The sequence below is a fragment of the Chitinophagaceae bacterium genome, assembly GCA_016710165.1.
Taxonomy (GTDB): Bacteria; Bacteroidota; Bacteroidia; order Chitinophagales; family Chitinophagaceae; genus Ferruginibacter.
Genome location: JADJLJ010000001.1, coordinates 803,142 through 827,049, shown reverse-complemented (window position 1 = coordinate 827,049; position 23,908 = coordinate 803,142). Strand labels below are relative to the sequence as shown.

Here is a 23,908-nt window from a genome sequence, read left to right as displayed (position 1 = left end):
TTGTCTAAAGTTAGGTAAAGATAAGGGAATAATCCTTACCGGAACAGGGGATGAATGAAACGGGAATATTATTTTGTAACAGAAGCAGAACCCGCGATCAAAGCCTCCAGGTTTTTTTCCCTGCAATATGTTTTAAAAAGCGCTTCAGACCGGTCCAGGACCTGCTGGATGGTCAACTGGCCCGGGCCACCGTATTGTTTTGCTTTGGCAAGGGCCTCTTTTTCTTTGACCGGAGATGCCTGCAACAGCGCTTCCAGGGTCACTTCCAGCCGCAGCCCGTTGTCTTTCAGTTTGCCCAGTTCAGCGATCATCCAGCTAAGGGCATAGAACCTGTTCTTATCCAGTAATAAAAAATGGTTGTGACCGGCTGCATCCGGCATGGTATTGTACGGGGAGCCGGTGATGTCTTTGCTGCGGTATTTTGCCAGGAATCCGGGTGCGTTCTTTGATTCACTCAACTGAATGCATCCTTTTAATGCCTGCGGGTAGATGCTCAGCCAGCGGATCATCCGTCGCAACTCGTGCAGGTCCTTTTCCACGTTATCAAAATGAAAATTTTTCTGGTTCACAAATTCAAGGATGCTGTTGATGGCATTGATATAAAACCCCCGGATACTTTCCACCTCTTCTTTTTCATTTTGCCAGTCTGCCTTTGCCAGTTTCTTCCTGATCTTTTCACTACGGCTTTTTTCACTGCCCAGCCAGTCCTTCTCTGTCAGTATCTCGTTCAGGCTTTGAATTTTTTCACGTGCCTGCGCCTGCAGGTAGGATGTTATTGCTGCCGGGATCTTTTTATCAGCAGCAAACTCTTTTGCAAACGCATCGTAGTAATCGATCTGCCCGATGGCATCTTCGAGCAACTTGAAATGGGCTTTTATTTTGGTGAACTTCTTTTTATTGTGGATACCGGCATAAAGTTTAGCAAGCCCTTCCAACATGAACAGGGGAGTACGGGCATTGTTCTGGTAAAGCCAGAGCGCCGGGTTCTTTTGTTTGGCCGACTTTGTAAGGAGGCCCTGCAACTGGTTCAGGTAAAGATCAAATCTTGCTAAGCCGTTTTTCATCTGTCGAAAAGTTTTTATTGACGAAAATGCCTGTTCGTTGAGTATTGAATATTGTACATTGGTTGTTGAATATATCCTCTAAAATGCTCAATACCCAATATTCAATTTTCAACTTTCAAGGGAGGACCTACATTTCAAAAAAAGCAACATTCCCTCCAACCCATTCCTTGTTCTTATTGTACCGTGTACCGATCATTTTTCCTTTGCTCAGCCTTGCCAGGTTATGTACCCCTTTCGGCCTTGGCCATCCTTCTTTCCAGAAATAGAAAAGCCTTATCTCTGCTTTGGCAGGCCCATCGGGGGTTTTGATGATATCGGCATATTTTACTTTCCGCTGCAATATCCAGTTCTCCGGGTCTTTCACGTCTTCAATATCCTGCGGCGTAACATCAATGACCACGCCCATGCCTGCAAAAGAGAACAGGGGCTTTAGTACGTAATTCTCCAGGTCGGCAGGCATTTGTTTCAGCTCACTTAAAAAATACGTGTGTGGCACATAGGGGTTGCGTATAAAAGGCAGGGTGAATTTACTGATGCGGTAAAACCAGTTGGGATGGGGCACCCATTCCACGTCATAGTCTTTGGTGAGGTCAACAGCATCATCGAGGCCTTCCTGTTTCTGCAGGTCGTCGAAGATGAGGCGGTTGTAGATACGTTTGACGGGTGTCTTTACGCCGTTATTATCGTAAAACAGGTTTTTGCCCTCTGCAATCAATTTGGTCAGGCAAACGATATTGATCCCAAGCAACTGCCGGGTGCAGTAAAAATCTATTCGTGTCTTTTGCTGCTCCGGAAAGATCTCGAGCAGGATCACATTCTCCGGGTTCAGATCACCTACGATGATGTCTTTAAGCAGTTGTATGTAGGTTTCTTTATTATAGCCATTCAGGTATGGAGAATAATTATCCGGCAGGTTTGCATACCCGGCGGTCAGTTCCGAATGGAAGGCCTGGAAACCGTACAAAGTCGGGAAGCCCTGCATTTCTATCAGTTGCGGTTCCAGTTCACCCTGTTCATTTTCACAGATGCCAAAATCAAATACCATGAATTCGGTGCGGCTGTTCTCATTGGGCACTTTTACATTGGCCGGTATGCCCCGGTCGGTCAATGAGCCGAACAGCGGATCCGTGATCACATCAATGATGTCTTCGCAGGCGCCCAGCATTTTATCTTTGAAATCTTTCGGCACAAAAACGGGTGTTTCTGCATTCCGGAAATCAAGTGCACCCGGGTGCAGCGCTTCGATCTTTGCCATGTAGGCATCATACCTTTCCTTGGAAAAAGCCGCATTGAATTTTTCCCTGAGTTCTTTTACCATAGCAGTAATTCTTTGGGATTATTTTTATTGACTGCAATAAAAATAAACATAAAAAATCATTTAACAGCCTGCTTTTGTCATGCACTGGTACGAAAGCTGAATTCGTGTAATTGGGTCAATTGGTGGAATTAGTGGCTATGCCTCGGCAAACTGCAGGCTTTCCACTGCACTGAACAAGAAATTGGGAAGGATGTGTGCGTAGGTCCACATTATTTTTTCGGGGTCGTTCAGGTGGTCTATCATGGACTGCCATTTTTCCATACCGTAGTTCTCAATGACCGTTTTCTTCTTTTCTTCTGTCTGCAGATGCAGGCTCATACCAATGGCATCCGCTTCGGGATGAAACTGGGTGCCGATCATGCAATCATTGAAACGGATGGCCATTACAGCTCTTTCCAACGGAACATGGGGCCTTTCTTTTTCAATGGCTAAAATACAAGCGCCCATCTGCCTGAGCTTATTATGGTTGGGTTCAATTACCTGGAAATCGCGGCTGTCAACAGAATAAAAGGGTCTTTTAACCCATTGAATATGGTCTCTGTTTTTCCTTCGGCAAGCAGGTGCATGGGGAAGATGCCAAATGCGGTGCTCCTGCGTTTGCTTACCCTGGCAATATTGTAATGCCGGCAGGCCAACTGAAAGGAATGGCAGATAAAAAAGACCTGCTTCTTCTGAACATGGGCCGGGTTGGCGTTCCAGTTTTCCACCTTATTCAGCCAGCTGAAATACACCTTTTCCCATTCGTTTCCCTCGCTTTCCAGCGGACTGCCGGGACCACCACTGGAAATGTAAATATCGTAACTGAGGTCGGGAACCTGTTTTTCGAGCCGTACATCAAATTCATCCCAGGAAAGGTCGAGATTATTGGTTTCACCAAACAAGTTGAGTATTTCCCGTATACAGCGCATTCCCTGGTTCACGTGTCCCTCATACATATCCAGGATGGCGACACGGATGGCCTTCTTGTCGGTCAAGTTCATATACAAACATAACAATTTTTAAAGAAGGTTATTTTATGCAGCCGCTGGTTTTTATCAACGCATTGTGAATTATCAGGCCTATAAAAAAGCATTTATTTTAATAAGATGACCGATTTCCTTTTTTTGTATGACGAATCTCAGCGAAAACGAACCGCTTTTTTGCCAACTTGTAGTTCAACAGGAATACTATGATGGATATTCATGAAGCCGGGACGATAAACGGTAAACTGCTTTTTAATGATCATTCCGTCGGTCACCCGGCACCCGGGTCGGCCGAAGAGTTATTGCAGTTCAAAAAACTGCAGGAGGGGTTTACAAACCAGTTCGAATTATTCTTCCCGGATAATTTTGCATCCAAATCCATTGTCGTCATCCCCAGTCTTACGCTCGACCAGGAAGTGCTGGCGAAAGTACAGGGCGCCCTGCATTATGAAGAGCGGTTGTTATGCCTGCTCATGCTGCTGCGCATGCCGCGTGCCCATGTCATTTATGTAAGCAGTACGCCCATTGACCCGGTGATCATTGATTATTACCTGCATTTGCTTCCGGGTATTACCGGTTACCATGCAAGAGAAAGATTAACCCTGCTCAGTTGTTATGATTCATCGCAGTTGCCGCTTACGCAAAAAATTTTAAACCGGCCCCGGCTTATTGAACGGATAAGGAACAGCATACCTGCCGGCCATGTGGCACACATCGCCTGTTTTAACACCACTGCTTATGAGCGCACACTTGCTGTCAGGCTTGGCCTGCCGATCTATGGCTGTGACCCATCGCTTGTTTATTTGGGGACAAAGAGCGGGAGCCGGAGGGTTTTTATGAAAGTGGCGGTACCCGTACCGCCCGGTGCAGAGAATTTACAGAGTTATGATGATATCGTGCATGCCGTGGCCGGGTTAAAAGATATGTACCCCAAGCTGAAAAAAGCCGTCATCAAATTAAATGATGGTTTTTCCGGTGACGGGAATGCTGTACTGGAATACCCGGACCATATTTCCAAAAAAGAGATGTTCAGCTGGATACACCATAATCTTTTACACGAGATAAAACCTGTTGCTGCAGGGCTCAGCGTGGAAATGTTCCTGGAAAAATTCAGGCTGATGGAAGGCATTGTGGAAGCATTCCTGGAAGGAGAAGTAAAGACCTCTCCATCCGTTCAGTGCAGGATAAATCCTTTGGGTGAAGTGGATATTATTTCCACGCATGACCAGGTGCTGGCCGGCGAGAATGAACAGGTTTTTGTTGGCGCTCATTTCCCGGCATCGCCCCAATACCGGACAGAAATTGCTGTGCTGGCAAAGACGATTGCAAAGGAGTTACAGCGGGAAGGAGTACTGGGCCGGTTCAGCATCGATTTTGTTTCGGTGAAGCAAAAAGATACCTGGAAGCATTATGCCATCGAGATCAATATCCGCAAAGGTGGAACAACACATCCTTACCTGATGCTGCAGTTTTTGACCAACGGCCATTATGATGAAGCCACCGGGGATTTTGAAACACCCAATAAACAAAAGCGGTATTATTTTGCATCAGATAACCTGCAGCGTGATTCTTATAAAGGCCTTACGCCCCAGGACCTGATAGATATTGCCATGTTCCATGGGCTGCACTATGATGGCGCTGCACAAAAAGGCGTGATGTTCCATATGATCGGGGCCCTGTCGCAATACGGCAAGATGGGCGTGGTATGCATCGGCGAAACGCCCGAAGAAGCATATTCATATTATGTAAAGACCTTTGAAGTGCTGGATGCAGAAACAGCAGTGAGGTAGAATGCGGAAATGATAATGCCAGGACAAAGACAATTAAGAATTAAAATTAAAAATTCCTTCGGTCAAATGCAGTTATATAAGCTTTAAGCCGTGTACTGCCCAATTCTTAATTCTTAATTTTTAATTCTTAATTAATTACCGGCACAGACTGACAATTCGTTTTATCTCACCAATATCACCGTTCCGCTCATTTCAATGACCCTTCCGTTCTTATCCACGCCTTTGATCGTCCACACATAGGTTCCGCCAAGTGCATTTTTACCTTTATACATCCCGTCCCATCCTTCCAGCCATTTATTGGTCTGGAACATGAGCTGGCCATAGCGGTCAAATACCCGGAAGGATTCCGTACTCTTTATGCCAACAGGGATCGGCCGGAATATATCATTCAATCCATCCCCGTTCGGCGAGAATGCATTGGGTACATAGTAATTCGGCCCTTCATATACTTTGATGAACACGCCATCGGAAGCCGTGCAGCCAATGGCATCGGTGACCAGTACAGTGAAGTATGTATCGTTGTATAATGTTGCCAGCGGGTTTGCAATGAACGGATTGTTCAATGGCCCGGCCGGGCTCCACACATAATTAGCCCCGCCACTGCCAAGCAACTGGTGCGGCCTTCCTGATATGGCATTGGTATCATTGCCGGCATGTACCACCAGCGGCGGCATCATGATCACCCACATGCTGTCGCTTACGGAGAAATTACAGCCATAGTTATCGGTCACGGTCAACGTGAATTTGCGGGTGGTATCAATGCGTGCAAGGGTGATCGCTGCATTGGGTGTGTTCAGTGAATCCGGGGGTGACCATAAGTAATTCACGGTGCCGGATAGGTTTGTGGCATTGCCAACCAAAAGTGCATTTGTTTTATAACAGATGCTTGTATCCCTTCCTGCATCGGCAATGGGTTTATGCAGGATATTAACGGTGATGCTATCGGTAAGCTGGCAAATACCCCATTTGGCCAGGAGATAATACTTTGTGGTATCGTTGGGTGATGCGATTGGATTTTTTGCGGTGTCGTAATCCAGCCCGGCAGAGGGTGTCCATCGGAACGTATCGGTTTGCGGGTTGGTTTGCGGCAACAGGGTGATCCTGTTTCCGAAACAGATGGTGCTGTCGGCGCCCAGGTCAAGCCGCATGGTATCATTCAATACCACCACCGCACTTGTGTTGGCGATACATCCATTGGCATCTTTCACTTTTATGTTATTGTAATTACCAACCGGGATATTATTGAACACATTGCCTGGCTGGTAAGAAACCCCGTTATTAATGGAGTATTGATAAGCAGGTGTACCGCCAGAGGCGGTGATGGTAATGGTACCATCGTTATTGGCACAGGAAGCAATTCCATTTACTGCAGAAGCGGTAACAACCGCAGGTTCATTAAGGTTGAATGTAAAATTGAAGATACAGCCTGCTGCATCTTTAACCAGGAAGTTATAAGTGCCTGCTGCCAATCCCGCAAATGTTGGCGAAGCCTGGTAAGAAGCGCCGGCATTGATGGAATATTGATAGGGCGGAACACCGCCGGATGCATTCAGTGTGATGCTTCCATTGCTTACTCCATTGCATAATGGTGAAACCAATGTGGAAGTTGCCGTGATTGCCGGGTTGGTAGTCAGTGTCACAGAATTTGTTCCGGAACAACCGGCGGCATCATTAAAGGTTACTGTATAGTTTCCCGGTGCCAGCCCCGTAAATACATTGGCTGGCTGAAATGGCCCACCATTCAATGAATACTGGTATGGGGCAGTACCGCTTGTGGGAGTCAGGGTGATCGTACCATCATTGATATTTGAACAAGGCGGGTTCACCCCGTTGATGGATGAGGTAAGCCCGGAGCCTTGCACTACATTGGTAACAAATGTTCCGGTGCATCCATACAGATCTGTAACAGCTACGCTGTGCGGACCTGCCGCCACATTGGTAAAAACATTGCTTGCCTGCGGTGGCCCGCCATCCAGCCTGTACTGGTAAGGTGCGGTACCGCTGGTCATGGTAACTGTGATGGTTCCGTCATTTAAGGTAGGGCAGGTAGTGGGCGTTGAACTTATCGTGCCTGTTAAGGGCGTACTGCCTGCGGTAACGGTTATTGAAACAGTACCCGTACATCCCATTGCATCGGTGAACAGTACCGTGTGCGGACCTGCCGCTACATTGGTAAAAACATTGCTGGCCTGTGGTGGCCCGCCATCCAGTGAATAATTGTATGGCGCTGTACCTCCTGTAGGAGTTACGGTTATTGTTCCGTCTGTTGACAAAGGACAGGATGTTCCTGTTGATGAAATATTTCCGGGAATGGAAGTTGTTGTGGTTACCGTTGCAGTAAATGTATTGGTGCAACCTGTAAAATCGGTGGCTACAATGGTATAGGTACCTGCAGCCAGGTTATTGAATGTGTATGCGCCCGGTGCGGTTTGAGGTGCTCCTCCGTTCAACGTATATGTATAGGGAGCCGTTCCTGCTGTAGGTGTAACGGTGATAGAACCCGTACTAACCCCGCAGGTCGTGGCGGTAGTATTGACATTGGCAGGTAAGGTAGTTACCCTGTTGGCAGTGATCGTGTCAGAACTGGTCAGGGGTGTTCCCGTACAGGAATTGAATGTTGTTCTGATTACATACTGTGTGGTGGGAGCTCCCGGGGGAGGACAGATCGCCGGGAAAGTAATATCCAAAATTCCCGCAGTGGTTGTTGCTGTATCTGCATTGGCTATGAATACACCCGCAAGCGTAAAAAGCTGTGCACTCACAAAATTGGATGTGCCGCCATTAGGTGTGAACCGATAGCCCGTATTTGCTTCACTCCATTGGGTACAGTTCTTGCCGGGCGCTGCTGCAAACTTTGTTCTTGTTTCGTCCTGTATGCCAAGGATAGCGAGGCCTGCCCCGGCACCCGAAGGCCAGGATGTACATAAAGGTTTGTTCAGTAAAAAGACATCGATCAGTCCGGTGCTTTCGTACAATACGATTTGTGAAGTATGGATCAGGTTACTGCAACTGCTTCCAAACATCCGGACATCTACAAAACTGATAACAAATTTTCTGCAAGGAGCAGTTCCAAACACATTGTATTCTATCCTTCTTGTAGGAAGCGGGGTAGCACTCGGATCAATATCCTGGTAAGCAGCCATGATGGCCGTCCGGGGATAATAAGTAGTAGCGATACCGGTTGGTCCTGCTCCACCCGCATAAGGCAATGGTTGGGGGGCGCCGCCGACGGTGAGGGTGTACGCATTACTTGCATTGGCACATATTGTTTCAAAAGTTACCAGGCTGTTGGATCCCGCTATTAAATCAGTATATGTCTGGCCATAAAAGCAAAAAGGGAAAGCCATTGGAATGAGCTGGGAGTATTTATCGTCAATATAAATAGAGGGGATCGCTGTACCTCCTGTATTGGGATATGCCGCATAGGGAGTAGTGGTAACTGCATAGTCCGATGTTGACTTCAGGTGCGGTACCTGGTACGTAAAAGGGGCACAAGCCTGGCCGCAGGCTAATGTGATGGTAGATCCATTAATGGTGGTTGGAATGCAACTTTGCGAATAGCTATCAAACATGCCCAGGGTAAGGACAATAAATGACAATAAAATTTTTCTCATGCAGCTGAAATATTAAGCAATTAAGGCTATGAAAGTTAATTAATTCCTTTTTAAGGAACATATATTAAAATTTCCACCGTACAAATGCTTCCATAGCAGCATATTGGGTAAGACCAAGCTGGGCGTATAGTTTAGCGGTATTGGCGTTGCGTTCTTCGGCCCTTTGCCAGAACTCCCGGTCGTCACTTCCCTGGAAGGGGACGCTGTCTTTTTGCGACTGGTGTATGAATATGCCGTGACGTTTTTTGATCACCTGGTCGGGACTCATGGGTATGGCCATTTCTATTTCGGTGATGTCCCATTCCTGCCAGGCGCCCTTGTATAACCAGAGCCAGCAATCAGAAATCCAGTGAGTCGTGAGTGGTGAGTCGTGAGATGCCTTGATCCGTTTCAATGCCTCAATAACCACATCAAAACAAACTTTATGGGTACCATGCGGATCGGCAAAATCACCGGCGCAATAGATCTGTTGAGGCTGTAATTTATTCAGCAAGTCAATGGTTATCTGTATATCCGCTTCTCCCATCGGATTTTTTTCGATGGTACCTGTTTCATAAAAAGGCAGGTTCATGAAATGCGCCTGCTCTTCTTTCAGTCCCACATATTTGCAGGTGGCCTTTGCTTCACATCTTCTTATCAATCCTTTAATGGCCCTTATCTCCGGTGTATCTTTCTCGGTTGACTTTTTTGTATTTAAAAATGCCGTGGCGTCTTCCAGTAACTTTTTGCTCTTGGTCTCGTCAATGTCAAACATATTCTCAAATCCTACCGCAAAGTCAATGAACCGGGTAACAAATTCATCGGTAACGGCAATATTGCCGCTGGTCTGGTAAGCCACATGCACTTCATGTCCCTGGTCGTGCAGCCGCATGAAGGTACCGCCCATGCTGATGATGTCGTCGTCGGGGTGGGGGGAGAAGATGACCACTTTCTTTGGAAAGGGTTCGTGCCGCTCCGGGTGTGAACTACGCTTATCGGTTGGTTTACCCCCCGGCCAGCCGGTGATGCTGTCACGCAATAAATAAAATGCCTGCAGGTTGATCTCATAGGCATCGCCTTTTTCCACCAGCAGGTCGCTGAGGCCATTGTCGTTGTAATCGTTGTTGGTTAAACTGAGAACAGGTTTGTTCAGTTTTAAAGCCAGGTTTACCACGGCACGTTTCATCATGGGGTCGGTCCAGTCACATTCACCGGTCAGCCAGGGACTCTTGAAACGGGTGAGTTCCGATGCACAGGTCTCATCGATCACAAAAGTGCAGTCATCATGGTTCTGCAATAAGGATGCAGGTGTGTCTTCGGTATCGTCTTCTTCCACTGCTTTCTTTACCACCGGGGCCTTGGTTTGTCCCCATGCCATCAGGATTATCTTCTTCGACTTTAAAATGGTGCTGATGCCCATGGTGATGGCCATGCGTGGTACCTGGCTCATGTTGCCAAACTCGTAGGCATTGGCAAGCCGGGTGCTGTTGTCCAGCGTGATGAGCCTTGTTTTGGTGTAGATGCCGCTGCCGGGTTCGTTAAAACCGATATGACCGTTCACGCCGATGCCCAGTATCTGCAGGTCGAGCCCTCCGGCGTCTTCGATCTGTTTTTCATAATTGAGACAATGTTCTTTCACTTTATCCTTTGGGATCATGCCATCGGGCAGGTGGTAGTTGCTGGGATCAATATCCGTTTGCTCAAACAGGTTCTTGCGCATGAAATAATGATAGCTCTGCAGGGCGTCCTTATCCATGGGGTAATACTGGTCGAGGTTGAAGGCGATGACGTTCCTGAAACTCAATCCTTCCTGTTTGTGCATGCGAACCAGTTCGGCATATAGTGTTTTGGGAGAGGAACCGGTTGCCAGGCCAATGACCGCTTTCTTTCCTTCGCTTTCTTTTTGTTTTATCAGCGCAGCAATTTGCTTTGCCACAAAAGCAGACCCTTCATTGGAGTTGGGAAAGATCTTTACGGGGATTTTCTCTAACGAGTCGGTGAGGTCGATCTTGTTCATAGTATTATGCAGCCAGTTAGGATAAAATTACAAATTAAAATCGTTACAAATCGTTTAATACCGTTTTAGTCGTTGCAACGTTTTAAACGACTTAAACGAATGCAACGATTTCAAACGACTGAAACGTCTGAAACGATTTCAAACGACTGAAACGATTCAATCCACTTCGATCTCATCCACAAACAACCAGGCCGGATTTCCTGCGCCCGGCTTACCTGAAGGTATGATGCCGTAATTCTTTACCAATACCCTTATATAGCGGCAGGTTTTGGGTGCAGCCGGTTTCAGGGTCTGTACATTTGTATCATCCTGCACCTCCTGTGTTACCGATTCAAGCGGGGTATGTTTGGTAATGATCGTGGTATCAATGAACGGGATAAAGGATACCTCGATCCGGGAAGGCAGATAGATCCAGCTGCCGTTCTGATTTAAGGTGTGCACGGTGACCGTTGATACTTCCGTGTCCTTTCCAAGATCGATCGTGGCATCCAGGTCCTTGCCCAGAAAACCTAAAAATTCAGATGACCTGGACAGGCCCATTTCGTTCTGCACGCCGTTCACCAATGTGAATGCGCCGTCACCGGGATATTTTTTATCGGGTTCGGTGATAAGGGTAATCTTTTTGCCGGTGGCTTTGTTGAAAGAGAATGGTTGTTTTAAAGAGATCTTATTATTTGAAGCGGAATATTTACAGGAAGATTTTATAAGCACGGGTTGGGTGTACTCCCATGTCGTATCCATGTTGTTTAGATTCAAAATGATCGGGCCGGTATTTTTTTGCTCTACTTTCCACAATACCCCATTAAAGTCAACCGTCGGCATCACCGTCGCCTTCAGATCATAATATGCCTTGCTGTAATGGATCTTCTGCTCATCCAATCTTTTATAGACCGATGGCAACCTTCTCTCAAAATCCTCCCAGTTCCTTTTTTCTTTCGGGCTCCATAACACTTCGCTTAATGCGGTCATGCGGGGGAACATCATGTATTCTACTTTGCTGGGGTATTCCATGTATTCGGTCCACATATTGGCCTGGGCACCCAGTACATATTTTCCCTGCGCTGCATTCAGTTCTTTGGGGATGGGTTCGTAGGCATACACATTTTCAATGGGGTTATAGCTGCCAATGGTCACGCTGTCTTCGTTCTTACTTTGTGCATGATCAAAATAAACGGGGTTACCCGGTGTCATGATCACGTTGTGTTTTTGCCTGGCTGCTTCAATACCGCCCTTTTCCCCCCTCCAGCTCATCACTACCGCATTGGGGGCAAGGCCGCCTTCCAGGATCTCATCCCAGCCGATCAAGGTCTTGCCTTTGCTGTTCAGGTATTTTTCTATGCGCTGCACAAACCAGCTCTGCAGTTCGTGTTCATCCTTTAGTTTTTCACTCTTGATTCTTAATTGACAGGCCGGGCATTTCTTCCAGTGTGCCTTGGGACTTTCATCCCCGCCAATATGAAAATATTTTGAAGGGAAGAGCGGGAACACTTCATCGATCACATTTTGCAAAAAGGTAAACGTAGAATCCTTGCCTGCACAAAACACATCGTCAAATACGCCCCAGGTCTCCTGTACCAATTTAACCCGCCCGTTCTTTTGCTCTTCCATACTTTTCTTCGAGATCATCTTTGCAGGGATCTCCGTTGGTTTTGACGGGAAACAACTTAACCAGGGATAGGCTGCAATGGCGGCGCTGCTGTGGCCGGGCATTTCTATTTCGGGGATCACATCAATGTATCTTGCTGCAGCGTATGCTACCACTTCTTTAATTTCTTCCTGTGTGTAGAAACCACCGTAGGGTTTATTATCGCTTCCCTTGCCGGGGTACCGGCCAATGATGGTGCCGTTCCGCCATGCACCGATTCCTGTTAGTTCCGGGTATTTTTTTATCTCGATCCGCCAACCCTGGTCTTCGGTCAAATGCCAGTGGAAACTGTTGTATTTATAAGCGGCTAAATAGTCGATGTACCTTTTGATGAAGGACACCGGGAAGAAATGACGGCCCACATCGAGGTGCATGCCGCGGTATTGGAAGCGGGGGAAGTCGGTAATACTGAGTTGGGGGATGGTTAGTTTGAGGTTTGAGGTTTGAGGTTTGAGGTTTGAGGTTCCTGCTAACTGAAGCAGTGTTTGTATCCCGTAAAAAACACCATTCTCATTATCACCGGCAATGTAAACTCCTTTATTGTCTACAATTAAATTATATGCTCCGGCAATGGGATTGTCCAGCCGTTCGTAATTCAATCGGATGGTATTGTTGCCGGCCTGGGCTTTTACAACGGTTAATTTGTATCCTAAAAATTGCTGGAGCTGATCATTCAGAAAAGACGCATTTTTTTCGAGACCCGAGCCTTCCAAAACGATCTGGGTGTTGGGATCAATGCGGAATGAGCCTTTGCCCATTTCCAGCTTTGCAGGCACCGGCACCAGGTTCAGGCTATTTTGTCCAACAGCCATCAAACAGGTAAATAATAAACTGATCAATAAGATATGCTTCATAAATAGTTATTTCAAAACGGGTAAAAGGATACTGCTGTTATCGTAAATGCGGATGGTTGCTTTTTGAAAATCACTGTCATCGGCTTTGTAGATGTCAACGAATTTCTGGGGATTCCTGTCGGCCAGCGGAAACCAGCTGCTCTGGACCTGTATCATCAGCTTATGGCCTTTTTTAAATGTATGTGCCACATCGGGCAGGGTATATTTCACTTCGGTGATCTTGCCGGGTACAAATGGCTCCGGTTTTTCAAAGCTGTTCCGGAATTTGCCCCGCATGATCTCTCCACGTACCAGCATCTGGTAACCACCCATGGGATAAGCCCTCCCAACCTCCCCTGAAGGGGAGGGGCCGGCATAGCGAAATGTATCCGGGAAAACATCGATAAGTTTTACTACAAAATCTGCATCGGTTGTGGAGAGGCTCACGAACAGGCTGGCCACCAGCGGGCCGGCCAGGGTGATGTCTTCCTGCAGTACACCGGTGCTGTATGTAAGCACATCGGTACGGCGGCTGGCAAATCGCTGGTCATCGATCATGTACTCTGCCGTCCGGCCCAGGTGTACATCTTCGGTATAGGGCACGGGATGGGCAGGGTCGCTGATGTATTCGCTGTATTTTCCCGATTTCCTGTTTACAACTTCCAGTGCAATATCTTCTCCGGGTACGAGGTTGATCTCCTGGTTGACCACGTTCTTCGGCGGCCATTGCTCAAACCTTCTCCACTGATTTTCACCACTGAAGAAAATATTCGCTTCAGCAATATCATGTACCGTTCCTTTAAGCTTTAAATAAAAATTGAAGAAAGGTATCTCAATATTGCGCTGGTAAAATTCACTTGTCCGGGAACCAAATCTAACATGGCCTAAATAGCTCCCGTCGCCGCGGCCGCCCCAGCCACCATGCTGCCAGGGGCCCATCACCAGCCGGTTGTCGGTATTTTTGCTTTTTGATTCAATGGCTTTATACAGGTTCCAGGCGCCGTAGCAATCTTCTGCGTCAAACAATCCGCCTACCACCAGCACCGCAGGCCTGATATTGGTAACAAAATTCATCGGGTTCCTTGCCTTCCACCAGTCGTCGTAATCGGGATGTGCATACAGGTCTTTCCAGAAAGCAATGCTGTCGCCCATCAGTTTTGCAAAATTCTTTAGTGCTCCCGTCTTCAGGTAAAAATCATAATTGTCCTGTGACTTGAAATTGAATCCCTCTGACCACTGCGTGGTTGGTTTGGGCCTGGGTTTGCCAAAGCCGGAATAGAAATTGAATCCATCCATTAAAAAGAAAGCGCCATTGTGGTGGAAGTCATCGCCCAGGAACCATTCGGTTACCGGGGCCTGCGGACTCACTGCCTTTAAGGCCGGGTGGCCGCTCAAAGCCGCCATGGTGCTGTAAAAGCCCGGGTAAGAAATGCCGAACACACCCACCCGTTTGTTGTTGCCGGGAATATTGCTGATCATCCATTCGATGGCATCGTAGGTATCGCTGGCTTCGTCAAATTCCTTTCCTTTCTTGTTTGGGTTGAAAGGACGGATGTCCTCAAACTCACCCTCACTCATCCACTTGCCCCGCACATCCTGGATGGCGATGATATAGCCTTCCTTCAGGTAATTCATCCAGTAGGTAAGGTAAATGCGTGGGTTGAATTTATCCTCTCCATAGGGATTGCAGGAATACGGCGTGCGGTTGAACAGGATGGGATGCTTCTCCGATGAATCTTTGGGGATATAGAAGGCAGTGAACAGTTTACTGCCATCCCGCATGGGCACCATCCGCTCTATCTTGTAATAATTCTCCCGCACCCAAAGCGAATCTGCATTCTGGGCGGTAAGGGTTGAAATGGCAAATACCAAAAAGCAACCGAGGACAAAATATTTTTTCATTTTATACATATTAGAGTGCTAAATTTAATGAAACTATACCTGTTATCATGACAAACCGTGACCAACTCATCAATAATTTTTACTCTTCCTTCCAAAAACTCGATCCCCGGGGGATGACGGACTGTTACAGCGATGATATCGTATTTTTTGACCCGGCCTTTGGTCTGCTGAGAGGGGATGAGGCAAAGTGCATGTGGGAGATGCTTTGCAGGAATGCCAAAGACTTTTCACTTACCTATGGCAACATACAGCACCTGGACGGGGAATACAGCACCTGCGACTGGGTGGCTACCTATACTTTTTCCAAAACGGGCCGTAAAGTGGTGAATAAGATAAAGGCCAACATGCGTTTTGCCGGTGGAAAGATCGTTGAGCACAGCGATGCCTTCAGCCTGCACAAATGGGCAAGCCAGGCAATGGGTCTTGTAGGATGGTTACTGGGATGGAACCGTTTCTTCCAGCGGAAGATACAGAACGGGGCTAGGAAGAACCTCATGCGGTTCATGAAAGAAAAAAACCTATAAGGTCTGCTGCGCAGCAAACCCGGGCTGCAGACCTTATAGGTTTAAATATACATATCACATCATTCCATCACCATCTCGTGCTTGCTGTACGCCTCTGTCAGTTTCCGCTGCACATCATAGGCCACCGGTGAGTAAGAATCGAAATACATGTTGAACCGTGCACGTCCGCCGGTGAGGCTGCGGAGGGAAGAAGAGTACTGGTGCATCTGCGCCAGCGGCACTTTGGCTGTTATCTTTTCAAAATGCCCTTCTGCTTCCATGCCTTCCACCACACCCATACGGGACTGTAGGTCGCCCATTACAGCGCCTACCATCTCATCGGAGCACAGCACTTCCACGGTGTAAATGGGTTCCAGCAACTGCGGATCGGCTTCCATAAATGCCTGGCGGAATGCCTGCAGCCCGGCGATCTTGAACGAGATATCATTGCTGTCCACGTCGTGCATCTTTCCGTCGTACACACTCACCCGTACATCCCGTACATAAGACCCGGTAAGCGGACCGTTCTGCATTTTTTCCATCACCCCTTTTAATATGGAAGGAAGGAAGCGGGTATCAATGGCGCCCCCAACGATGCAGTTGCAGAAGACCAGTTTACCGCCCCATTCAAGATCGATCTCCTCCTTGGCCCGCAGGTTGAGTCCTTCCGGGTTGGGCATGCCTTCGTACCATGGTTCGATGCGCATGTACACTTCAGCAAACTGGCCGGCGCCGCCGCTTTGTTTTTTGTGACGGTAATTGCTTTCGGCCCTGCGGCTGATGGTCTCCCGGTACGGGATCCTCGGCTTCTCAAATTTCACATCCAGTTTGTGTATGTGATCAATTTTCCATTGCAGCACTTTGAGGTGCAGTTCGCCCTGGCAATGCAGCAATGTTTGTTTTGTTTCTTTCGACACTTCAAAACGAACCGTAGCATCTTCTTCCTGCAGGGTATGCAATGCCTGTGATAATTTTTCCTCATCGCCTTTGTTCACCACGCTGATGGCAACGGTGACATTGGGATGCGGGAATTCGATGGGCACCAGTTCAATATTGGCGCCTTTATCGTGCAGGGTATTGTTCACATGTGTTGACCGGAGTTTGATGGTGGCGCCGATATCGCCGGCCACCAGTTCCTGCACCGGTACCCGGTTATGGCCTTCCATTAAGAACAGCTGGTTGAATTTCTCCGTAACGCCCGTGTTCTCATTCAGCAGTTCGCAACCTGTTTTAATGGTGCCGCTGTACACTTTAAACAAACTGAGTTCACCGATATGCGGTTCAATGATGGTCTTGAAAATAAAGATGCAGGCAGGGCCATTTGTATGGCAGGGCAGTTCTTTGCCTGATCTTGTTTTTTGCGGCGGCATCTCGTTGGCAGCGGGGCATACATAATCGATGAAGCTGAGGATGCGGCCCATGCCCATGTTCTTTTCTCCCGATGCACAGAAGAGCGGGAAGATGTCGTGTTTGATCATGGACGCATGCAGGCCGGCCTTCATTTCTTCTTCGGTGAGTTCGCCTTTGTCAAAATATTTTTCCATCAGACCCTCATCATTGGAAGCGATGGATTCGATGAGTTCCTTGTGCAGTTGTTCTGCTTTATCTTTTTCACTGCCGGGGATGGGACATTTTTCCGGCTTGCCGCCTTCGGGCGGGAATTTATACATCACCATATTCAGTACATCCACAATGCTGTTGAATCCGGAACCTGTCTGCACCGGGTATTGCACTGCCACCACGTTGCCGCCGAAATGTGTTTTGGCTTCCCGGAGGGTGCGGTCAAAATCTGCTTCGGGCAGGTCGAGCTTGTTGGCAATAAAGATGGTGGGTGTTTTAAACGTATCGGTGTATTCCCAGATCACATCGGCGCCTACTTCCACGCCGGCGGCTGCATTCAGCACGATCACGCCGGTATCTGCCACCCGCAGGGCGCTGATCACTTCGCCTACAAAGTCTTCGTACCCGGGTGTGTCAATGATGTTTATCTTATAATCCTTCCAGGGACAGTGAAGCAGGGAGGAGAATACCGAACTCTGCCTTTCTGTTTCCAGTTCGTGGTAATCACTAACGGTGTTTCTTGCAGCAATACTGCCGCGGCGTTTAGTGACGCCTGCATCAAAGAGCATGCTTTCGGCAAGGGTGGTCTTGCCACATCCGGCATGCCCCAGCAGGGCAATGTTTTTTACGTGGTTTGAATCGTACGTAGCCATAACAGATGATTTAATTGATAATGAAATGCTCATTAATCAACCAGCCAGCCTGAATAGGCTGGCTGGTTGAAAACAGATGTTATTGTTTTAGGAAGCTGTGAAACTCATCTTCGAGCCTGTTTATGTCATTTTCCAGCAGGTCAAGTTTTTCCTTGATGTGGTGATGCGGTATGCGGTGCCCGAATGTTGGATGCCGTTCCGCCTCTTTCAGGTGATGTTTTATCTCGTGTTTCAGGTCGTGAATGTTGATGAGCTGGATATGGAACTGGTTGTGAAAATGTTCAATGCCGATCAGTACATCCTGGCCGGTCTTCCCCGGGGCAAAATAGTACAGTTCGGTTTTCAGTTTATTTATTTTTTCACGATAAGCTACCAGTTCATCGTGCCATTGATGACATTCATCAACGATTGACCGCTGCTGTGTTTCTGTAATCATTTTGGTTAGAATTTAGTAGTGTTAAAAAATCGGGTAAAGGGTAATTGGTCTTTAAGTCTTTTGGTCTTTCCCGGGATAAAGGTTGGATACCGGATGAAAAAAAGTCCTGACATTGGTCATACTTTATTGTAAACCTTGTCATTTTCATGGGCCTGGAATGGGAGTAAGTACGGGGCATGTCCGCTATACTGCGGCAGTCCTTTAAGATCTGATTTAAAGTAACGGAATTTTATTTAAAAAAGGAAATTGATTTATTAAGATGGCAGGGGGCCTGGCGGATCATTGGCTTTATGGCCAAAAACTTGCGGAGCCTATGGTTGTTTACCCGAATGGTGGTATTGCGCTGTTGCAGGTAAACAAAACTGTTTGTATATTTCCTGATCGTTAACCAAAACTATTCAACCATGCTGCAAAATTTCGATTACCTGAACTGGCCGGCCGTTGCGGTGGCTGCCCTTGCTTATTTTGGATTGGGTGCCTTATGGTATTCCAAAGCCCTTTTTGCCAAACGCTGGATCGCTGACCTGAAGATCGATGTGAATGCCCCCGATGCTAAAAAAGGAATGGGAATGATGTTTGGAGGTTCACTGGTGATGATGTTCGTACAAAGCCTGGCCATTGCCATCATTGCCGAGCGGCTTGGCATACGTGGAGCCGGGTGGATGAGCGGATTAAAACTGGGGAGCCCTGACCGGCTGTTGCTTCTGCGCTGCCACCGTGGGGGTCAATTACCTGTACGAGAAAAAGCCGATGAGCCTGTTCCTGATCAATGCAGGGTATGCGATCGTTGGGAATATCATAGCGGCAGTTATTATTTGTAGCTGGGAATAATATTGTTTCAGACGTTTAAGTCGTTTCAATCGTTGGGATCGTTTCAATCGTTTAGGTCGTTTTATCGTTAGGTACCAACGCTGCAACGATTGAAACGACTTAAACGTCAGAACGTTATTCCACCATTGAAACCTTCACCACATTCGTCGGCAGGTGCAACTCAACCGGCGTGCTTCCCGTATTCACCACCACGTCGCCGGTCTTTAAGAAACCACGCTCTTTCAGAATATTTATCTGGTCAAACAGGATATCATCCAGGCTTTCTTCTTCGTCGTAAAAAAAGGCACGAACGCCCCAGCTTAAGCTCAGCTGCCCGATCAGCGACTTTTCCTTGCTGAATATATACAGGGGCGATTTGGGACGGTAGCTGCTGAGCATGAAAGCGGTGTACCCACTCTGCGTCATACCGATCAGGGCGCTGGCATTGGTATCATGTGCCAGTTTGCAGGCGCTGTAACAAATGGCATCACTTAAGAAAGAAGGGGAGTGGGGTTGCGGCGACAGGATATCGTCGCGGTTGTAATCATATACATTGTTCTCCACCTCCATGATTATCTTGCTCATGGTCTCCACAACAAGTGTCGGGTATTCGCCCATGGCCGTTTCGCCACTCAGCATCACGGCGTCGGCGCCTTCCAGCACCGCATTGGCTACATCGGTCACTTCACTGCGGTTTGGTTTGGTGCGGTCCATCATGCTCTCCATCATCTGCGTGGCCACGATCACCGGTTTGGCCCGGTGCATGCACTTGCGGATGACCTCTTTCTGGATGATGGGCACCTGTTCAACGGGTAATTCAACACCCAGGTCGCCACGGGCCACCATGATGCCGTCGCTCTCCACAATGATATCCCGGATGTTCTTCAACGCCTCCGGCATTTCGATCTTGGCGATGACTTTTATTTTGCTGATGCGCTTTTTGATGATCTTCTTCAGTTCGATGATGTCTTTTGGCTTGCGTACAAAAGACAGCGCCACCCAATCCAGGTTCTGTTCAATGATGAAATCCAGGTCGGCGAAATCCTTTTCGGTCATAGAAGGCATGGTCAGTTCCGAATCGGGCAGGTTAACTCCTTTTTTCTGAAGCAACTGACCACCGAGGGTGATGCTTACCAGTATCTCTTTGTCGTTGAGGATCTTCTTTACCTTCACTTCCATCTTGCCGTCATCCAGGAAAATGCGTTCGTCCACTTTCACATCCTTGGTAAGGTGCGGGTAGGAGACATAGACCTTTGACTGGTTGCCGGTCATTTTTCGGTGGTCATGATGAGGTCATTTCCTTCCACCAGTTCTATCTCCCCGTTCTCCAGTTCACCCACCCGTAATTTCGGGCCCTGCAGGTCGGCCAGTATGGCAATATTATAAGGCTGCGATTTGTTGATCGTGCGGATGCGTTCAATGATCTCTTTCTTGTTGTCTTGTGTGCCGTGGGAAAAATTGAGCCGGAAAACATTGGCGCCTGCGCGGGCCAGTTCAAGCAGTTTTTCAGGGGCCTCACACGCCGGGCCAACCGTGGCTACGATTTTGGTCCTTTTTTGTGAGTGGGTAATGCCGGCTTCCTTATCCATCTGCTGGTGCAGGTACTTAGCTAGGTGTTTGCTCATTTAGTTGATGCTTGATTTAATTTGATTCAGGATACAGGATTCAGGATACCGGATGCAAGATACAGGATACAGGATACAGGATACGGGATGCAGGATAACAAAGCGAACATATCCGTGATCTTGCATCCCGTATCGGCTTTTCGTTACGTTGCCAGTATCTTCACGATCTTCAGCCATTCCTCACTGATGCGTTGTTTTTTCTTCACCGCTTCATCCAGTGGAATGTAATTTATTTTGTTGTTTACGATACCGATGAAAACATTGTGCCTTCCCTCCACCAGCGATTCCACGGCGTGGTAGCCCATGCGGCTGGCAATAAGCCGGTCCATACAACTGGGTGAACCGCCTCTTTGTATGTGCCCGAGGATACAAACACGTACTTCCAGCAAGGGCAGGCGGGATTTGATCACTTTGGCCACTTCATTGCCGCCGCCGAATTCATCCCCCTCGGCAACCACGATCAGGTTAACCAGTTTATGGCGCCTTTCCTTTTCCTGCAGCTGGGCAACGATCTTGTCGATCTCTGTTTTGCGTTCGGGTATCAGTATGTTCTCTGCACCGGTGGCAATGCCGCTGTGCAATGCGATGTAACCGGCATCCCGGCCCATCACTTCAATGATAAAAAGACGGTCGTGCGCTTCTGCCGTGTCGCGTATCTTATCGATCGCCTCCACAGCCGTATTCACAGCGGTATCAAAACCAATGGTGAAATCGGTGCCGGCAATATCCTTGTCGATGGTACCGGGCAACCCGATACAGGGTATGTCAAATTCATTGCTGAATATCTGTGCCCCCCGGAAACTGCCATCCCCGCCAACGATCACCAGTCCGTTGATGCCCCTTTTCTTTAAATTCTCATAAGCCCTTTTTCTTCCTTCGTGTTCAAAGAAATCCTTGCAACGGGAGGTCTTCAAAATGGTGCCTCCCCGCTGGATGATGTTGGCCACGCTGCGGCTTTCCATATGAACGATGTCGTCTTCCACCATACCACTATAACCCCGCATGATGCCATACACTTCGAGGCCGTGGAAAATGCCTGTACGCACAACTGCCCTTATGCAGGCATTCATACCCGGGCTGTCGCCACCGGAAGTAAGCACGCCTATTTTTGTTACTTTTTTTGCCATGTTTTAGATATAAGACTTACCGGGATGACCCGGAATAGTGTCAAATTTACACATTAATAATTAAACCAGCATCCCGGTCAGTTTCTTCATAATAATATCATGGCACATCACATCCTTTCCGGTACGTTGATCCCCAGCAGGTTCATCCCGCTTTTTATGATGTTGGAGGTCATGCCGGCCAGTTGCAAACGCAGTTGTTTCTTTTCTTCCGTTTCTGCATTGGCAATGGAATGTTCGGTATAAAAGGAGTTGAATGTTTTGGCCAGGTGAAAAACATAATTGGCGATCACCGATGGATTCTGTTCTGCACAGGCCTGTTCGATCATAGCCGGGTATTGTTCGGCGGCGATGATGAGGTCTTTTTCTAACGGAAGCAGGTTCATGGTTGATGGTTCATGGTTCATGGTTTTGCCATGATCTATGATCGATGAACTATCAACCTTCCTCAGAATACTTTTTATCCTGGCGTACGTGTATTGCACAAAAGGGCCCGGTGAAGCCGTGGAAGTCGATGCTTTCTTCGGGATTGAATACCATGGTCTTTTTGGGATCCACCCGCAGCAGGTAGAATTTCATGGCGCCCAGGCCGATGGTATCATACAGTTCTTTCAGCTCCGCATCGGTGAAGTCCTTCACTTTGCCCAGTTCTTCGGTATGCCGTTTTGAAGTGGCCACCATCTCATCTACCAACTCATCCGCATCCACCACCGTTCCTTCCCGGCTTTTCATCTTGCCGGTAGTGAGTTCCACCATGCCGTAACTCAAATGGTATATTTTATCTGCATTGGGGATACCCAGTTTCCGGCAGATGAGCTGCAGCACTTTCATGTGGTAGTTCTGTTCGTTGCCGATCACGTAAATATTCTGGTCAATTTTATATTGCTCATATTTCTGCAGGGCCAGGCCGATATCCTGCGTGATGTAGACCGAGGTACCATCCTTGCGCTGAACGATCTTTTCATCCAGCCCCTCCGCAGTAAGGTCGATCCAGATGCTGCTGTCTTCCTTCTGGTAAAAAACCTTTTTATCCAGTCCCTGCTTTACAATATCCTTACCCAGCAGGTAGGTATTGCTTTCATAATACATGGTATCAAAATCGCTGCCGATGCGTTTATAGGTAACGTCAAAGCCTTCATACACCCACCCGTTCATCCGTTTCCAAAGGCTGATCACTTCCGGCTTACCGGCTTCCCAGTCCAGCAGCATCTGCCGCGTTTCTTTCATGATGGGCGCTTCTTTTTCTGCAACGGCCTTGTCAACCCCTTCACGGATCAGTTGTTCAACCTCCTGTTTATAGGCATCGTTGAACTTCACATAATAATCTCCCACAAAATGGTCGCCCTTGATGCCGGTACTTTGTGGCGTGGCACCGTTGGCAAACTTCTGCCAGGCGATCATGCTCTTGCATATATGTATGCCCCGGTCGTTCACGATACAGCTTTTGATCACTTCATATCCGCTGGCCTTAAAAATTTCCGCTACACTCCATCCCAGGAAATTATTCCGCAGGTGGCCAAGGTGCAGCGGCTTGTTGGTATTGGGCGATGAATATTCCACCATCACTTTTTTGCCATTCATTGCTTTTTTTCCGTAGCAGATGTCGTGGTGATTCTTCTGCAGCAGGTCCTGCCAGTAAGCATCGGATACAGTAAGGTTCAGAAATCCCTTAATGATATTGTATTTGCTGAAAAGCTGCGGGTAATTCTTAACCAGGTGATCCCCCAGCCGGTTACCAATGGCATCCGGGGATAATTTCAGCGATTTTACCAGGGAGAACATCACCACGGTATAATCCCCCTCAAATTCGGGCTTGGTCTGGTTGACCTGGAAGTCCTTTTCGGTGAAGGGTTGGTTGAATAAGGCCGATAAACTCTCAACGGTACATTTTTGCAGACTGCTTACTATTGACATGAGGCAAAGATACAAGATACAGGATTCAGGATGCCAGATAAGAGGATCGTTGTTTCATATCCTATATCCTGCATCTTGTATCCTGTATCCTGCATCTTGTATCCTGCATCTTGTATCCTGTATCCTGTATCCCGGATCTTGTATCCTGCATCCTGCATC

General features: G+C 47.7%; 12 protein-coding genes and 3 pseudogenes. 3 read left to right on the top strand and 12 right to left on the bottom strand.

Going from position 1 to position 23,908, the window contains the following annotated elements:
* Nucleotides 1-68: 68 nt before the first annotated feature.
* The 3 genes and pseudogenes from IPJ02_03625 to IPJ02_03615 all read right to left on the bottom strand — a co-directional run bounded on the left by IPJ02_03625 (nt 69) and on the right by IPJ02_03615 (nt 3,362).
* Nucleotides 69-1,064, bottom strand: coding sequence for a hypothetical protein (locus tag IPJ02_03625; GenBank protein MBK7374668.1), 996 nt, complete (start codon nt 1,062-1,064; stop codon nt 69-71).
* Nucleotides 1,065-1,191: 127 nt separating this feature from the next.
* The gene (locus tag IPJ02_03620) at nt 1,192-2,382 is read right to left on the bottom strand and encodes a hypothetical protein (protein MBK7374667.1); all 1,191 of its coding nucleotides are present in this window, start codon (nt 2,380-2,382) and stop codon (nt 1,192-1,194) included.
* Nucleotides 2,383-2,517: 135 nt separating this feature from the next.
* Nucleotides 2,518-3,362: pseudogene (locus tag IPJ02_03615) on the bottom strand (GMP synthase).
* Nucleotides 3,363-3,553: 191 nt separating this feature from the next.
* Here IPJ02_03615 and IPJ02_03610 point away from each other — a divergent pair.
* Nucleotides 3,554-5,134, top strand: a complete 1,581-nt coding sequence (locus IPJ02_03610; GenBank protein ID MBK7374666.1) for an ATP-grasp domain-containing protein — start codon at nt 3,554-3,556, stop codon at nt 5,132-5,134.
* 161 nt (nt 5,135-5,295) lie between these two features.
* Here the strand turns inward: IPJ02_03610 and IPJ02_03605 are convergent, their stop codons facing one another.
* The 4 genes from IPJ02_03605 to IPJ02_03590 all read right to left on the bottom strand — a co-directional run bounded on the left by IPJ02_03605 (nt 5,296) and on the right by IPJ02_03590 (nt 15,124).
* Nucleotides 5,296-8,748 (bottom strand): gliding motility-associated C-terminal domain-containing protein, encoded by a 3,453-nt coding sequence (locus IPJ02_03605; protein MBK7374665.1) that lies wholly within the window; start codon nt 8,746-8,748, stop codon nt 5,296-5,298.
* Nucleotides 8,749-8,812: 64 nt separating this feature from the next.
* Nucleotides 8,813-10,744 carry a glucosamine-6-phosphate deaminase gene (gene nagB / locus IPJ02_03600; protein ID MBK7374664.1) on the bottom strand — a complete coding sequence of 644 codons (1,932 nt, stop codon included), beginning with the start codon at nt 10,742-10,744 and terminating at the stop codon, nt 8,813-8,815.
* Nucleotides 10,745-10,900: 156 nt separating this feature from the next.
* The gene (locus IPJ02_03595) at nt 10,901-13,201 is read right to left on the bottom strand and encodes a beta-N-acetylhexosaminidase (protein ID MBK7374663.1); all 2,301 of its coding nucleotides are present in this window, start codon (nt 13,199-13,201) and stop codon (nt 10,901-10,903) included.
* A gap of 48 nt (nt 13,202-13,249) precedes the next feature.
* Nucleotides 13,250-15,124: a CocE/NonD family hydrolase gene (locus IPJ02_03590; protein MBK7374662.1), complete on the bottom strand. Its 1,875-nt coding sequence runs from the start codon at nt 15,122-15,124 to the stop codon at nt 13,250-13,252.
* A 47-nt stretch (nt 15,125-15,171) separates the two neighbouring features.
* Here IPJ02_03590 and IPJ02_03585 point away from each other — a divergent pair, with 47 nt between their 5' ends.
* The gene (locus IPJ02_03585; protein ID MBK7374661.1) at nt 15,172-15,648 is read left to right on the top strand and encodes a nuclear transport factor 2 family protein; all 477 of its coding nucleotides are present in this window, start codon (nt 15,172-15,174) and stop codon (nt 15,646-15,648) included.
* A gap of 59 nt (nt 15,649-15,707) precedes the next feature.
* Here the strand turns inward: IPJ02_03585 and IPJ02_03580 are convergent, their stop codons facing one another.
* Nucleotides 15,708-17,840, bottom strand: a complete 2,133-nt coding sequence (locus tag IPJ02_03580) for an elongation factor G (protein MBK7374660.1) — start codon at nt 17,838-17,840, stop codon at nt 15,708-15,710.
* A 79-nt stretch (nt 17,841-17,919) separates the two neighbouring features.
* Nucleotides 17,920-18,276, bottom strand: a complete 357-nt coding sequence (locus tag IPJ02_03575; GenBank protein ID MBK7374659.1) for a hypothetical protein — start codon at nt 18,274-18,276, stop codon at nt 17,920-17,922.
* A 404-nt stretch (nt 18,277-18,680) separates the two neighbouring features.
* Here IPJ02_03575 and IPJ02_03570 point away from each other — a divergent pair, with 404 nt between their 5' ends.
* Nucleotides 18,681-19,097, top strand: coding sequence for a DUF1761 domain-containing protein (locus IPJ02_03570; GenBank protein MBK7374658.1), 417 nt, complete (start codon nt 18,681-18,683; stop codon nt 19,095-19,097).
* A 124-nt stretch (nt 19,098-19,221) separates the two neighbouring features.
* Here the strand turns inward: IPJ02_03570 and pyk are convergent.
* The 3 genes and pseudogenes from pyk to IPJ02_03555 form a co-directional block, all read right to left on the bottom strand.
* Nucleotides 19,222-20,711 (bottom strand): annotated as a pseudogene (gene pyk, locus IPJ02_03565) (pyruvate kinase).
* A 143-nt stretch (nt 20,712-20,854) separates the two neighbouring features.
* Nucleotides 20,855-21,838, bottom strand: a complete 984-nt coding sequence (gene pfkA / locus IPJ02_03560; protein MBK7374657.1) for a 6-phosphofructokinase — start codon at nt 21,836-21,838, stop codon at nt 20,855-20,857.
* A 107-nt stretch (nt 21,839-21,945) separates the two neighbouring features.
* Nucleotides 21,946-23,749, bottom strand: a pseudogene (locus IPJ02_03555) (arginine--tRNA ligase).
* Nucleotides 23,750-23,908: the final 159 nt, after the last annotated feature.